General features: G+C 63.0%; 15 protein-coding genes. 7 read left to right on the forward strand and 8 right to left on the reverse strand.

What is annotated here, in order from left to right; all coding sequences use genetic code 11:
* The first annotated feature begins 50 nt into the window (after window positions 1-50).
* Window positions 51-1280, forward strand: a complete 1230-nt coding sequence (locus tag HGI47_RS02590) for an NAD(P)/FAD-dependent oxidoreductase (RefSeq protein WP_168851184.1) — start codon at window positions 51-53, stop codon at window positions 1278-1280.
* A gap of 62 nt (window positions 1281-1342) precedes the next feature.
* On the opposite strand, the gene queG is transcribed toward HGI47_RS02590, so the two are convergent.
* Window positions 1343-2434 carry a tRNA epoxyqueuosine(34) reductase QueG gene (gene queG, locus HGI47_RS02595; protein ID WP_168851185.1) on the reverse strand — a complete coding sequence of 364 codons (1092 nt, stop codon included), beginning with the start codon at window positions 2432-2434 and terminating at the stop codon, window positions 1343-1345.
* Between the two features lie 46 nt (window positions 2435-2480).
* On the opposite strand from queG, the gene HGI47_RS02600 reads away from it, so the two are divergent.
* The 5 genes from HGI47_RS02600 (at window position 2481) to HGI47_RS02620 (ending at window position 7811) form a co-directional block, all read left to right on the forward strand.
* Entirely contained in the window at window positions 2481-3470 is a 990-nt protein-coding gene (locus tag HGI47_RS02600) for an ABC transporter ATP-binding protein (RefSeq protein ID WP_168851186.1), read from the forward strand.
* On the forward strand, window positions 3467-4699 hold the full coding sequence (locus tag HGI47_RS02605; RefSeq protein ID WP_168851187.1) for an ABC transporter permease: 1233 nt from the start codon (window positions 3467-3469) through the stop codon (window positions 4697-4699). The genes HGI47_RS02600 and HGI47_RS02605 overlap by 4 nt, the downstream gene beginning before the upstream one ends.
* Window positions 4700-4777: 78 nt before the next feature.
* Window positions 4778-6115, forward strand: coding sequence for a cytochrome P450 (locus tag HGI47_RS02610; RefSeq protein WP_168851188.1), 1338 nt, complete (start codon window positions 4778-4780; stop codon window positions 6113-6115).
* A gap of 142 nt (window positions 6116-6257) precedes the next feature.
* The gene (gene msrB / locus HGI47_RS02615) at window positions 6258-6755 is read left to right on the forward strand and encodes a peptide-methionine (R)-S-oxide reductase MsrB (protein WP_168851189.1); all 498 of its coding nucleotides are present in this window, start codon (window positions 6258-6260) and stop codon (window positions 6753-6755) included.
* A 57-nt stretch (window positions 6756-6812) separates the two neighbouring features.
* Window positions 6813-7811 carry an esterase-like activity of phytase family protein gene (locus HGI47_RS02620; protein WP_168851190.1) on the forward strand — a complete coding sequence of 333 codons (999 nt, stop codon included), beginning with the start codon at window positions 6813-6815 and terminating at the stop codon, window positions 7809-7811.
* 72 nt (window positions 7812-7883) lie between these two features.
* Here HGI47_RS02620 and rpmB read toward each other — a convergent pair whose 3' ends face one another.
* Window positions 7884-8168 carry a 50S ribosomal protein L28 gene (gene rpmB, locus HGI47_RS02625; RefSeq protein WP_084279630.1) on the reverse strand — a complete coding sequence of 95 codons (285 nt, stop codon included), beginning with the start codon at window positions 8166-8168 and terminating at the stop codon, window positions 7884-7886.
* Between the two features lie 120 nt (window positions 8169-8288).
* Between rpmB and HGI47_RS02630 the strand changes: the two genes are divergently transcribed.
* Window positions 8289-8744: a nucleoside deaminase gene (locus HGI47_RS02630; RefSeq protein WP_168851191.1), complete on the forward strand. Its 456-nt coding sequence runs from the start codon at window positions 8289-8291 to the stop codon at window positions 8742-8744.
* On the opposite strand, the gene HGI47_RS02635 is transcribed toward HGI47_RS02630, so the two are convergent.
* From HGI47_RS02635 to HGI47_RS02660, 6 genes are all read right to left on the reverse strand, one after another.
* Complete coding sequence (locus tag HGI47_RS02635; RefSeq protein ID WP_168851192.1) at window positions 8741-9445, reverse strand: ribonuclease T2; 705 nt, start codon at window positions 9443-9445, stop codon at window positions 8741-8743. The genes HGI47_RS02630 and HGI47_RS02635 overlap by 4 nt on opposite strands.
* Window positions 9445-9846: a hypothetical protein gene (locus tag HGI47_RS02640; RefSeq protein ID WP_168851193.1), complete on the reverse strand. Its 402-nt coding sequence runs from the start codon at window positions 9844-9846 to the stop codon at window positions 9445-9447. Before HGI47_RS02640 ends, HGI47_RS02635 begins: the two co-directional genes overlap by 1 nt.
* A gap of 12 nt (window positions 9847-9858) precedes the next feature.
* Window positions 9859-10725 carry a carboxylating nicotinate-nucleotide diphosphorylase gene (gene nadC, locus HGI47_RS02645; RefSeq protein WP_168851194.1) on the reverse strand — a complete coding sequence of 289 codons (867 nt, stop codon included), beginning with the start codon at window positions 10723-10725 and terminating at the stop codon, window positions 9859-9861.
* Between the two features lie 131 nt (window positions 10726-10856).
* On the reverse strand, window positions 10857-11654 hold the full coding sequence (locus tag HGI47_RS02650) for a LytTR family DNA-binding domain-containing protein (RefSeq protein ID WP_168851195.1): 798 nt from the start codon (window positions 11652-11654) through the stop codon (window positions 10857-10859).
* Window positions 11655-11751: 97 nt separating this feature from the next.
* Complete coding sequence (locus HGI47_RS02655) at window positions 11752-12897, reverse strand: sensor histidine kinase (protein ID WP_168851196.1); 1146 nt, start codon at window positions 12895-12897, stop codon at window positions 11752-11754.
* Window positions 12898-12946: 49 nt separating this feature from the next.
* Window positions 12947-13744, reverse strand: coding sequence for a DsbA family protein (locus HGI47_RS02660; RefSeq protein WP_168851197.1), 798 nt, complete (start codon window positions 13742-13744; stop codon window positions 12947-12949).
* Window positions 13745-13753: the final 9 nt, after the last annotated feature.

Consider the following 13753-nt stretch of genomic DNA (forward strand, 5'->3'; position numbering starts at 1 on the left):
ACGTTAGGGCACTTTTGTCCAAACGGCAGATGAAAGTCGGGAGGATTCGAATGGAACACGCAGACGTCATCATCGTGGGGGCAGGGCACGGCGGGGCGCAGGCCGCCATCGCGCTGCGCCAGAACGGCTTTGAAGGCCGCGTGCTGGTGATCGGGCGTGAGCCGGAAATCCCTTATGAGCGTCCGCCGCTGTCGAAAGAATACCTCGCGCGCGACAAAACGTTCGACCGCATCTGCATCCGCCCGGAACAGTTCTGGGTGGATAAGGCCGTCGAAATGAAGCTGTCGAGCGAGGTCGTCTCGCTCGATCCGGCGGCACATACCGTCAAACTAGGCGATGGCAGCGAAATTGGGTACGGCAAGCTGATCTGGGCGACCGGCGGCGATCCGCGCAGGCTTTCGTGCATGGGCGCCGACCTGACCGGCGTTCATGCCGTGCGCACGAAGGAAGATGCCGACCGGCTGATGCAGGAGCTTGATGCCGGGGCCAAGCGTGCGGTGGTGATCGGAGGCGGCTACATCGGGCTGGAAGCGGCGGCGGTGCTGACCAAGTTCGATGTGCAGGTCACGCTGCTGGAAGCCCTGCCCCGCGTGCTGGCGCGCGTGGCCGGAGAGGCGCTCTCGGAATTCTATCAGGCCGAACACCGCGCGCATGGCGTGGACCTGCGCACTGATGCGGCGATGGACTGCATTGAAGGCGATGGCACCAAGGTGACCGGCGTGCGGATGCAGGACGGATCGGTGCTGCCCGCTGACATCGTGATCGTGGGCATCGGCATCATTCCGTGCATCGCGCCGCTGCTTTCGGCAGGCGCGGCAGGTGCGAATGGCGTGGATGTGGACGAATTCTGCCGCACCTCGCTGCCCGATGTCTATGCGATTGGCGATTGCGCGGCCCATGCCAACGATTTTGCCGATGGTGCTGTGATCCGTCTGGAATCGGTGCAGAATGCCAATGATATGGCGACAACTGCCGCCAAGGACATCTGCGGCGCACCGGTGCCCTACAAGGCAACGCCGTGGTTCTGGTCCAACCAGTATGACTTGCGATTGCAGACTGTTGGGCTTTCCACCGGCCACGACAACGCGGTGCTGCGCGGCGATCCGGCCACGCGCTCATTCTCGGTCGTCTATCTCAAGCACGGCAAGGTCATTGCGCTCGATTGCGTGAACATGGTCAAGGACTATGTGCAGGGCAAGAAACTGGTCGAAGCCCGCGCGCAGATCGCGCCGGAGATGCTGGCCGATGCGAGTGTGCCTTTGAAGGAAATGGTGGCTTAGGCAGAAGGCACCACCCCCCGACCCCCTCCTCTGAAGAGGAGGGGGAGAAGGTAATCGCATCTCTAAAGCCCCCTCCTCTTCAGAGGAGGGGGTTGGGGGTGGTGCTGTTCCAGCGCCGCCATCGCCCAACGCGCCGCATCTGCCACCGCCGGATCGGGATCGCCCAACAGCGCGGCAACCGGCGCCACCAGCGCCAAATCCCCACTGTTCCCTGCCGCATAGAGGCAATTGCGCACCCAGCGATCTCGCCCGATGCGCTTGATCGGACTTCCGCTGAACACTTTGCGAAACGTTGCGTCATCCAGCGCCAGCAGTTCCGCCAGCCTTGGCGCGGTCAATTCCGCGCGGGGCAGGAAGGCGCGGTTGGCCTGGGCGACGGCGGCGAAGCTGTTCCACGGGCAGGCGGCAAGGCAATCGTCGCAGCCGTAGATCCGGTTGCCTAACGCTGCCCGGAACTCTTCAGGCACCGGGCCTTTGTGTTCGATGGTGAGATAGGAAATGCAGCGCCGCGCATCGAGCCGATACGGCGCGGGAAATGCCTGCGTGGGGCAGGCCGTTTGGCAGGCGGTGCACGAACCGCAACGGTCGACATGTGGCTCGTCCGGCAAAAGATTCAGCGTGGTGAAGATCGCGCCCAGAAACAGCCATGACCCGTGGGTGCGGCTGACAAGGTTGGTGTGCTTGCCCTGCCAGCCGATGCCCGCCAGTTGTCCAAGCGGCTTTTCCATGACCGGGGCGGTATCGACGAAAACCTTGACCTGCGCGCCGGGTTCTTCGGCCACCAGCCAGCGGGCAAGGGCCTTCAGGTTGCGCTTCACCACATCGTGATAATCGCTGCCTTGGGCATAGACCGAGATGCGGGCGCGGTCCGGGTGGGCTTCCAGGGCGCGAGGATCGGTGGCGGGGGCATAGCTCATCCCCAGCGCGATCACGCTTTGCGCTTCAGGCCACAGCGATTGCGGCCCGCGCCGGTGGTGGAGGCGGGTTTCCATCCATTCCATCGTGCCGTGGTGGCCTTCTCCCAGCCATTGCTCGAGGCGAGCCGCGCGCACAGGATCGCCGGCAGCGGGCGCAAAGCCGCAGGCGGAAAAGCCGAGACGCAGGGCTTCGCCTTTCAGCCGCGCTTCCAGACTTTCTACCGCTGCGTTAACCAAACTTGCTGTCCCGCTCGTTCATGCCCTAACGCTAGGGGCATGTGTCATGAAGATCGAGCTAGGGGAATGGCCGGTGACAGGCAATGCGGTTGACCTGACCGGCGTGGAACTCGCTATTGAAGCGCGCGGACTGGTGAAACGGTTCGATGGGTTTACCGCTGTCGATGGTGTGGATATTTCGGTGCCGAAGGGCGCGATTTACGGGATTCTGGGGCCGAACGGCGCAGGCAAGACCACCACGCTGCGCATGTTGCTGGGCATCATCGATCCCGATCAGGGCTATCGCCGCGTGCTGGGGGCCGAACGGCCCACCGATGTGGCGCGGCGCATCGGCTATCTGCCTGAAGAGCGCGGGCTATACCCGGCGATGAAGGCCTATGAGGCCATTGGCTTCCTTGCCGCGCTGCGCGGGGTGCCGCTGAAGGAAGGGCGGCGCAAGGGGCGCGAACTGCTGGAAGCGCATGGGTTGGGCTATGCGGCGGACCGGCAGATCCGGCAGATGTCCAAAGGCATGGCGCAGACCGTGCAATTGCTGGGCACGCTGGTCCACGAACCCGATCTGGTGGTGTTTGACGAGCCGTTTTCAGGCCTCGATGCGCTCAATCAGGGCAAGCTGGAGCGGATGATCCGCGATCTGGCCGCGCGCGGCACGACGGTAATCTTCTCCACCCACGTCATCGCCCATGCAGAACGGTTGTGCGATCAGGTGGCCATTATTGCGGGCGGCAAGGTGCCATTCGCAGGACCGGTGGACGTGGCGCGTGACCGGCTGCGCCCGCAAGTGCGACTGGAAACCCGCGCGCAGGACGGGCCGTGGCGCGCCGCACTGCCTGCCGACGCGCGGCACGAAGGCGCGTTCTGGCACTTCACCCTGCCCGAAACCGGCGTGGAGCCGCTGTTGCGTGCGCTGATCGAAGGCGATGCGGGTATTCTCAGCCTGTCGATCGAACGGGCGGGGCTGCACGATGCCTTCGTGGCGATTGCCGGCGAGGCTGCGGCCAAGGCGCTGGAAGAGAGCGCGGGAGAAGCGAAATGAGCGGTTTTGCCGATAAACTGCGCGCGATGATGGTCATCGCGCGGCGCGATTTCGTGGCCGTGGTCTTTTCCAAGACCTTCATCTTCTTTCTGATTGGCCCGATCTTTCCGGTGCTGGTCGGCGGGCTTGCTGGCAGCATTGGCGGCAAGGTGCAGCAGAATGTGGAAAGGCCCACCATCGGGCTTGCGATGAGCGCTGCTGATTCGCGGGCCATGCTCCGCGCGCGGGAGGAACTGGATGGGCGCGTGCCGGGAGCCATTCCCGAAATCGTGGTTTTGCAGGACATGCAGCCCGGCCAGACGTTCGACGCGCGCGCCGCGCTTGCCAATGGCGACCGCCCGGTGTCGGCTGTGCTTGGCGGCACGCTGGACAAGCCGCTGTTGACCGCGCCGGGCGAACGGGCGCGGCAGTGGGTGGGCGTGGTTTCCAACCTTGCCGCGCGGGCGCGTTCAGCCACGCCGACCGACTATCCCGATGTGGCGGTGGAAGAGGTGGCAACGTCGGTCGCCAAGGTGAAGTCGGGGCAGATTTACACCGCGCAGGCCGCGCAGGTCATGCTGTTCCTGCTCACGATGCTGCTGGCGGGCATGGTTCTGTCCAATCTTGTCGAGGAAAAGGGCAACAAGATCATCGAGGTGCTGGCCGCTGCGATCCCGATGGACGCGATGTTCATGGGCAAGCTCTTTGCCATGCTCGCGGTCAGCCTTGTGGGCATTGCGGTGTGGGGTGGCGTGGGCGGTGCCATCGTTCTGGCTGGCGCGCGGAACCTGCCCACGATGTCGGTCCCTGCGGTGGGCTGGCCGCTGTTCCTGACGCTGGGCTTCCTCTATTTCGCGATGGCATATCTGCTGATGGGATCGTTGTTCCTGTCCATCGGCGGCATGGCAACGACCGTGCGCGAAGTGCAGACGCTGTCCATGCCGGTGTCGATGTTCCAGCTGATGGTATTCTTCTTTGCCAGCTATGCGCTGACGTCGCCGGGATCGTGGCTAGACTGGGCTTCAATCATCTTTCCGGTAAGTTCGCCTTACGCCATGCTGGCGCGGGCGGCGCAGTATCCCGATGTCTGGCCGCATCTGGTGGCGCTGGGCTGGCAGGTGCTGTGGGTAATCGTGATCGTGCGCGCGGGCGCGCAACTGTTCCGGCGCACGGTGATGAAGTCCGGCCCTGCTACAACGAAGAAATCCGTGTGGAAGCGGCTGTTCGGAAAAGGCGCAAAAGCTTATTGACATCGATGTAGGTTGTGGCAGCTTGTCAGGGTGAGGAGGATCGCGCGCCAAGGCGCGGCCCCGACCGGAGGATAGCCAATGGCCACGCAGCTTGCACCCGAAGCGCCGCAGTTCACCTATCGCAGTTCACCCACCGCCATCGAAGCCTTCACCGCCTGGTTGAAGGACAATCCGCAGGCGATCCCGGCGCATAGCCACAAGTGGGACGTCAGCCGGTCAGACATCTACATGGAAGATCGCTGGCAGCCGATCTTTGCGGAAATGCGTGCAGAGGCTCCGGTCAACTTCGTGCCCGAATCGCCCTATGGCGCGTACTGGAACGTGGTGAGCCACAAAGCGATCCAGCACGTGGAATCGCTGCCGGACCTGTTTTCTTCCTCGTGGCAATATGGCGGCATTACGATTGGCGATCCGCCCGCCGATGCTGATCCTGCGGTTCTTGCTGAACGGCAATTGCCGATGTTCATTGCGATGGACCGGCCCGACCATACCGGCCAGCGCCGCACGGTCGCCCCGGCTTTCACGCCGGCCAAGATGGTGGAGATGGAGGCCGAGATTCGCCGCCGCACCGGCGAAGTGCTCGATTCGCTGCCGTGGGGCGAAAAGTTTGACTGGGTGGACAAGGTTTCCATCGAACTGACCACCGGAATGCTGGCGCTGCTGTTCGGCTTTCCGTGGGCGGACCGTCGGTTGTTGACGTTCTGGTCCGACTGGGCGGGCGATGTGGAACTCACGCTGGCGCGCGATCTGGCCGACACGCGCTTTGGCTTTCTGGGCGAGATGGCGCATTATTTCCAGCGCTTGTGGGGCGAACGGATGCGCGCTGCGCCTTCGGGGGATCTCATTTCAATGATGATTCATTCCGAAGCGATGAATCACATGAGCCCGCAGGAATTCATGGGCAATCTGGTGCTGCTGATCGTGGGGGGCAACGATACCACGCGCAACACCATGTCGGGCATCATTCACGCGCTCGATCAGTTCCCCGACCAGCGCGAACTGCTGGAACGCGATCCTTCGCTGATCCCCAATGCGGTGCAGGAGTGCATCAGATTCGTCACCCCGCTGGCGCATATGCGCCGCACCGCCACGGCGGACGCAGAGCTGTTCGGCCACAAGATCAGCGCGGGCGATAAGATGGTACTGTGGTATATCTCTGCCAACCGCGACGAGACCGTGTTCGAAAACCCGGACAAGCTGATCGTCGACCGTCCCAATGCGCGGCGGCACCTGTCGTTCGGGCATGGCATCCACCGCTGCGTGGGCGCGCGTCTGGCTGAACTGCAACTGCGAATCCTGCTCGAAGAAATGCACGAACGGAACATGCGCGTGCGTGTGGCGGGGCAGGTGGAACGGGTGCGGGCGAACTTCGTCCACGGCTTCCGCAAGCTGGAGGTCATGCTCGAAAAGCGGTAATCGTGCAGACAGGTTGGACTGCTATGATGTGGGTCACGATTACGGGGGCAGGACGGGTTTAGACTGGGCCATGTCCTGCCGATGGGCCACCGCCCCCCGAGGCTTGCCTCCCGGCCTGTCGGCAGGATACCAGAGGTTTTTGATGACTCTTGTCGCATCCAATCGTCGCCACTTTCTGGGCCTGCTTGCTGCGGGCGTGGTCATGCCTTTCGCCTCTGCGTGTAGTGCAAAGCCTGCGGCGAAGGGCACGTTTCCGATCATGAAGAGCGAGGCGGAGTGGCGGCAGGTGCTGGGGCCTGACCGGTTCCACATCCTGCGCGAAGAGGGCACCGAACGGCCCTTCACCTCGCCCCTGAACAAGGAAAAGCGCAAGGGCACGTTCGCCTGCGCTGCCGATGGCACAGCGCTGTTCAGCTCGGCCACAAAGTTCGACAGTGGTACGGGGTGGCCTAGCTTCTGGAAGCCGCTGCCGCGTGTGGTGGGCACCACGACCGACCGTTCGCTGGGCATGACGCGCACCGAAGTGCACTGTCATCAGTGCGGCGGGCATCTTGGCCATGTGTTCAACGATGGGCCAGCGCCCACGGGCCTGCGCTATTGTATCAATGGTCTGGCGTTGAAGTTCGTGCCTGCCGCCTGAGATATATCCGAAATGGATGAATTGCGCATATGAGGCACGCCTCGCTCGTGCGATCCGGTGCGCGTGCGTCGGGGGCTGGCCATCCTTTTCCTGCTGATCCCGCTCCTGTGGACGACATGGGGGTGGCAACCTGCGTTCCGCAACCACCAGCAAGTTTTGCGCTTCACCAATATTGCGCCCGCCGCCGATGAAGTGACCGGCCTCGGCCCGTTCAGGCTGGAAGGGCTGTGGCGCATGGACAGCCCCAATTCGCGCTTCGGGGGATGGTCTGCGATGATCGACGTGGGCACCGGGCAGTTGCTCGCCTTTTCAGACCGTAACATGCGCCTGCGCTTTACCCCGCCGGGCGTGATGACGCCGGGCATTCCCAAGGCAAAGCAGGTCGGCATTCGGCGCGCGGTCTATTTCAGGGGGCCGCGTGGGGACTGGGCGGTTTTCGATATCGAATCGGCAGTTGCCGCGCCCGATGACAGCATCTGGTTCGGCCTTGAGGACGATGACCGGCTGATCCGCATCGACGCCGACCGCAGCAAGGGGGCTTTCATCAGGATTCCCGTGCTGAAAGACTGGCCGAAGAACGGCGGTCCCGAAGCGATGGCGCGGCTGCGTGACGGGCGCTGGATGCTGCTGTGCGAAACCTGCGGCGCGCGGCGCGGGGGGCTTCATCTGGGGCTGGTCTTTGCCGATGCGCCGGATCGTGCAAAGCCGCAGCCGTTCGGCATCGAACTGCCGCCGGGGTTCGATCCGGTGGATATGGCGCAGTTGCCCGATAGGCGGCTGCTGATCCTCGTCCGCAGGCTGGCGCTGTTTCCGCCGCACTTCGAATCAAGGCTGGTGCTGGCCGATCCGGCGCGGCTTGATCCAAAGCGCCCTTGGCCCGCGCAGGAACTGGCGCGGATCGATACCCCCGCCTTGCGCGAAAATTACGAAGCGATGGTGGTGCAGGATGCGCCGCAGGGCCTGCTGGTGTGGCTGCTGTCAGACGCCAATGGCATGGCATTGCAGGAAACGCGGTTGATGAAGCTGCGTCTGGACACCAAGCGCCTGCCGCATTGACCATACGCAGGAAAAGCCCCCGTTCCGCTGAGGAAGGGGGCTTTCGTTTCCAGTCCCTTTACGGGCGGAAGATTAGGCGGCGTTCGCCTTCACCAGCTCGCGCTTCACCTTGAGGGCGCGCGTCGAAAGCTTGGTGTCCGACTGCTTGAGCAGCCAGTTGTCCAGACCGCCGTTGTGCTCAACCGAGCGCAGGCCGTGCGTCGAAACGCGGAACTTGAAGCTGCGATCCAGCTTCTCGCTCATCAGCGTGACGTTCTGCAGGTTTGGCAGGAACAGACGCTTGGTCTTGTTGTTGGCGTGGCTTACGTTGTGACCGACTTGGCGGCCCTTACCGGTCAGTTCGCAGATACGCGACATGGCTAAAACTCGCTTGTGTTCGATAATACCTATCGGGAAGGCGCGGCTCTTATCGATTCACAGACCGAAGTCAAGGATTCGGAGTTTGAAAGCGACATTCCGCGACTTATACCCCGCGGGATGACAAGGTGGCCTCTCCCCGAACCGATGCGACTGGCCATTGAACAGGCCCGTTCCGCCGCCGCCGAAGGCGAAGTGCCGATAGGCGCGGTCATCGTCAAGGACGGCACAATCATCGCCACCGCGCACAACCAGCCCCGCAGCCTGCGCGATCCCACCGCCCATGCCGAAGTGCTGGCGATTCGCGCCGCTGCTGCCGCGCTGGGGCAGGAACGGCTTGAAGGGTGCGACCTGTGGGTCAGCCTTGAACCTTGCGCGATGTGCGCAGGCGCCATCGTCCATGCCCGAATCGCGCGGGTCTATTACGCTGCGAGCGATCCCAAGGGCGGCGCGGTGGAGCACGGTGCGCGGGTGTTCGATCAGCCGACATGCCTGCACCGACCGGAGGTATACTCAGGTATGGGCGAGGGCGAGGCAGCCGATATGCTGCGCGGTTTCTTCCGGGAGCGGCGTTAGAACGAGCGCCAGATCTTCACGGGCACCGTATTCGCAGGCCCGCTTCCCGTAGGGCAGCGCATTGGCTTGAACGCGCGCGAATAGCAGACGTGAACTTCGCGCAGCCAGCCATTGCGGCCGATCAGCAGCTTGAACATATCAGGCCGCAGGCGCGGATTGGCCAGGGCCATCGCTTGACGCACCTTGCCGGCATCCAGCCCTTCCGTGCGTGAAAGGCGCGCCATGTCGGGGAATTGCAGGGTCTGGAACAGGGTGCGGCCCTTGTCGAAATAGGCCGCAGGATCAGCGCTCATGCAGGTGCCGTGCTTGGCCCATTCGTGCATCATCAGATCGGCGGAGGGCGTCGTGCAGAAGTTGCGCCGCAGCACTTGCGCATCGGGCAGGCGGCGCGACGGGCAGTATTGCGGATAGCGGCCATCCTTCCCATCGGGCCAAAGCCCATGCAGCACAAAGCCGAAGCGGCCCTGCCGCCCAGAACATTGCGTGGCATGGGCGGGATCGGTTTTGCGCGTGCGGCAGAATTCGGGCGACCAGCTTGCAGCAAGGGTATAGCCCGTGATCGGCGTGATGCGCGACGGCGCGTCCGGTTCGGGCAGCGCGGGTACGTTGATCTGTGGCGGCACTTCGCATTGCCATCCCTGCGCGATGGCAGGGGTGGCCAGGGTCAGCGCCAAAATTGTCACAACGCTCCGCATGGCCATCAGCCCGCCTTGCCCTGCTTCAGCCACGCTGTGGAAGCGGGCAGCCACATCAGCACGCCGGCTGCCAGCATCAGCAGAATGGCGATGGCCGATACGATGGCAAACGGCACGCCGATCATCGTGGCCACCACCGGAATGCCGGGAAGACCGACCAAATCCAGCACGATCACCGCACTGAGGAACCAGCGTGCGATGGACTGTCGTCCGCGCGTGATGACCAGCGCCAGACCGATGGCGATAAAGGCATTGGCAACCGGCCCGGTGATCACCTGCAATGGCGTGATTTCCAGCGCTGCGGCCATTGCATCGGTGTTTGCGGCAACATTGGCGATGCGCATCAACTGGCTGAGGATCACGCCGTGTTCGAACAGGCGGATGGTGATGGGGCGTTCCTGAGTCATGGCCCGGTTCTTTCAGCCCAGCGGCGTGAAGTCGAGGCCGATATCGGCGGCAGGCGCGCTTTGCGTCAGGCGGCCGACCGAAACATAATCCACCCCCGAAGCGGCAATCGCACCGATGGTCTCGAGCCGCACCCCGCCCGAAGCCTCACACAGCACGCGGCCAGCGACCAGCGCCACGGCTTCACGCAACAGATCAGGCCCCATATTGTCGAGCAGCAGGCGGGTGGCCCCGGCAGATAGCGCGGGTTCGATCTGGTCGATATGATCCACTTCGCAGATCACGTCCTTTACCCCGGCCGACAGCGCGCGGCGCACCGCTTCGGCCACGCCGCCTGCCACAAGGACGTGGTTGTCCTTGATCATCGCCGCGTCCCACAACCCCATGCGGTGATTGGTGCCGCCACCGGTGCGCACTGCATATTTCTCAAGGTGGCGCAGGCCGGGAATGGTCTTGCGCGTGTCCAGCAACTTTGCCTTGGTTTCGCCCATCGCATCGACATATTGCCGCGTCAGCGTAGCCACGCCCGAAAGGTGCTGGACGGTGTTCAGCGCGCTGCGCTCTGCCGTCAACATCGCGCGGGCATTGCCCTCAAGCCGCATAAGGTCCGATCCGGGCGCGACGCGCGCGCCTTCCTCGGCCAGAAATTCGATTGCCATCGCAGGGTCGAGCGCGCGGAAGAACGCAGCGGCGATGGGAAGGCCGCAAACGGTGATGGCATCGCGGCTGTCCATTACGCCGGTGAAGCGCGCGCCAGCGGGGATCACGCTTTCGCAGGTAACGTCATGCCCGCCGCCGGGCAGGCCTTCGCCCAGATCCTCGGCCAGCGTTGCGGTAATGAAGGCTTCCAGATCGAAGCCGTGAATGGAAAAATCTTGCATCAAAGCACTCCGCTCGTCCTGAGCCTGTCGAAGGACGCGAGGCAGGCACGTCCTTCGCAGCTACCGGCTCCGGGATGCTTCGACAAGCTCAGCATGAGCGGGAGAGTGGGGCGAATTTTTCCAAGCTGCCCTTAGTGAACGAAGCGCGCCACCACATCGCGATAGGAGCGCGAAACTTTCACCTCGGCACCCGATTCCAGCACGAGGAAGCATTCGCCATTGGTATGCGGCTTCACTTCCCGAACCTGATCGAGGTTCACGATCTTGGACCGGTGGACACGCTGGAACACGCGCGGATCAAGGCGGCGTTCAAGGTCTTTCATCGTTTCGCGCAGGATCAGCGAATTGTCGCCGGTGTAGATGCACATGTAATCGCCCGCCGCTTCGATGCGTTCGATTGAATCCACATCGACGCGAAAGATCTTGCCGCGATCCTTGATATTGATGAGCTTTTCGAAGCGTCCGGCAACCGGTTCGCCCTCTTCCTCGATCTCCGGCATGGCATCGGGGGCAACTTCGGCCAGCACGGTCTTGAGCTTTTCGGCCTCTTCGCGGCTACGCTTTTCCGAAAGGCGGGTGCGCGCGCGATCCAGCGCATCGGCCAGACGATCTTCCTCCACCGGCTTGAGCAGGTAATCGACCGCGTTGGCTTCGAACGCCTTGATCGCGTGTTCGGAATAGGCGGTGACGAAGACAAATAGCGGCGGATCGATTTCCATCACGCCCTTGACCACGGAAAAGCCATCGAAGCCCGGCATCTGGATATCGCAGAACACCAGATCTGGCTTTTCCGTCTTGATCTTGCGGATGGCCTCGCGCCCGTTGGAGCAGGTGTCGATCACCTCGACATCGGGGAAAGCCTGCAGGCGGAGCTGAAGCCCCTGAATGGCCAGTTTCTCGTCATCGACGAGGATGGTGCGGATGGTCATGCGTTTCCTTTATGCATCACGTTGCGCCCCCGTGACGATTCCCCCTTTGGAGAATTCCTGATGGCAGGACGGTGCAAGCGGGAACAAGTTCCCGAAATCATGCGCCAATCCCCATTGGCTTTCGCACCGCTGGGATGACGGGTGCCTCGGCCTTTGCTTCGAACGGCAGTTCCAGCACGACTTGAAAACCGCCTTCCGCGCGGTTTGAAATGTCGAACCGCTGGTTCTCGCCATAGGCCTGAACAAGACGGTCGCGGATGTTCGCCAAACCTATGCCGGTGCTGTCGCTGCTCACGCCAAATACGCTTGACGGATCGGTGCCCGCTGGCAAGCCCGGCCCGGTGTCCGAAACGGTGACCCGCAGCATCGGGCCGACGAGTTGCGCCTCGACCGTGATTTCCGCGCCATATTCCAGCGGGCTGACAGCATATTTGATCGCGTTTTCGACCAGCGGTTGCAGCAGCAGCGATGGCATCAACCCGTTGCGCACGGCATCGTCGATGCGAAATTCGGTGCGCAACCGCTCTTCAAAACGCATCCGCTCGATATCGAGGTAGAGCTTCAGCGTCTCGATTTCCTGCGCCACGGTCACGCGGGCGGTGGGTTCGTTCACCAGCGTATAGCGCAGGAACGAAGACAGCCGCGAAAGCATCGCGTTGGCAGGCTCGGTCTGTTTCAGCAGAACCAGCGTGGAAATGGAATTGAGCGTGTTGAACAGGAAGTGCGGGTTCAACTGGTAGCGCAGCATGGCAAGTTGCGCGCTGGTTGCCTGCGCCTCAAGCCGGATCAACTGATCGTTCTGCTCTTCCACCTGCAGGAAGAAGTTGATCGCGTAATACAGCCCGGTCCACGATATCAGCAGCGTGAGATCGAGGTAGAAAACGCCCAGGAAAAGCTGCGCGAAGCTGGCGTCTCCGCCCTGCCGGTACAGGCTGATAACCCACGAATCGATAAAGGCATAAAGCCCCACGGCGGCGGACAGGGTGAGCGCGGTGACGCCCCACGTTACCAGGGGCCGCCGGTTGATCAGCGCGCGGTAGATCACCGACAGAATCAGCGAGATCGAAAAGCCGGTGATCGTGGCGATGACCACGATAACGAGGAACGACCACGGCTGCGCATTGGCAATGGACGACATCGCGCGCAGTAGCATCGCGCCGCCCCAGCCAAGGAACTGCAAGCGCCAGAAAGCGCGGTTCTTGTTGCCGAAGAACGGCGTAGGTCTGAACGGCAAGGCTGCCATAAGCGGGTTGTAACCTGTTGGTACGGACTAGGCCAGCTTATAGGCCAACTTAGCCTTTGCGCGCTGCATCGATGGCGGATTGCAGTTCCTCTGGCGGAACCGCGCCGTGGACGATGCGACCGCCAACAATCCACGCAGGCGTGCCGTTGATGCCAAGTTGCCGCGCCATGTCCAGATTGCGCTTGAGTTCCTCTTCCACATCGGGCCGCGCGGCAAAGGCGCTGGCGGCGGTCATGTCCAGCCCCGCGGCCCCGGCGGCGGCGGCAATGCTGGCGTCTGATGGGCGTGCGCCTTCGAACATGGCCTTGTGATAGGCAGGGTATTTGCCCTGCGCGGCAGCGGCCAGTGCCATGCGCGCGGCGGGTGCGCTTTCGGGCGCGATAATCGGCAGTTCGCGCACCACCACGCGCAAGTCAGGATTCTTCGCGACGAGCGTTTCGAGCGCCTTCACGCTCTGGCGGCAATATGTACAGGCAAAGTCGGTGAATTCGACCAGCGTGACCTTGCCATTGGGGTTGCCCAACACGGCGCCGGGAAACGGCGTTTCCAATGCCCCGCGCATCGGTGCAATGCGGGCTTCAGCCTCGCGCGCCTGCAGCCGTTCCATCGCTTCGGGCAGGACTTCGGGATGTTCGAGGATATAGGCGCGCACCAGCCCTTCGATAGCGGCGCGTTCCTTGCCGTTGATGCCCGCGTTGGCCAGTGAGGCCTCAAGCGCGGCGTCGTCACCCGCAGTTCCGGCGGCGCGCTGGCTGGCATACCACCAACCCCCGCCAGCGCCTGCGAGCGCGAATACGGCGGCGGTTGCGGCGAACAGGCCGAAGCGGCGGGGTGAGGTTTTCGTCATGGCAAGCGG

The sequence above is a fragment of the Novosphingobium sp. ERN07 genome (assembly GCF_012641335.1).
Classification (GTDB): Bacteria; Pseudomonadota; Alphaproteobacteria; order Sphingomonadales; family Sphingomonadaceae; genus Novosphingobium.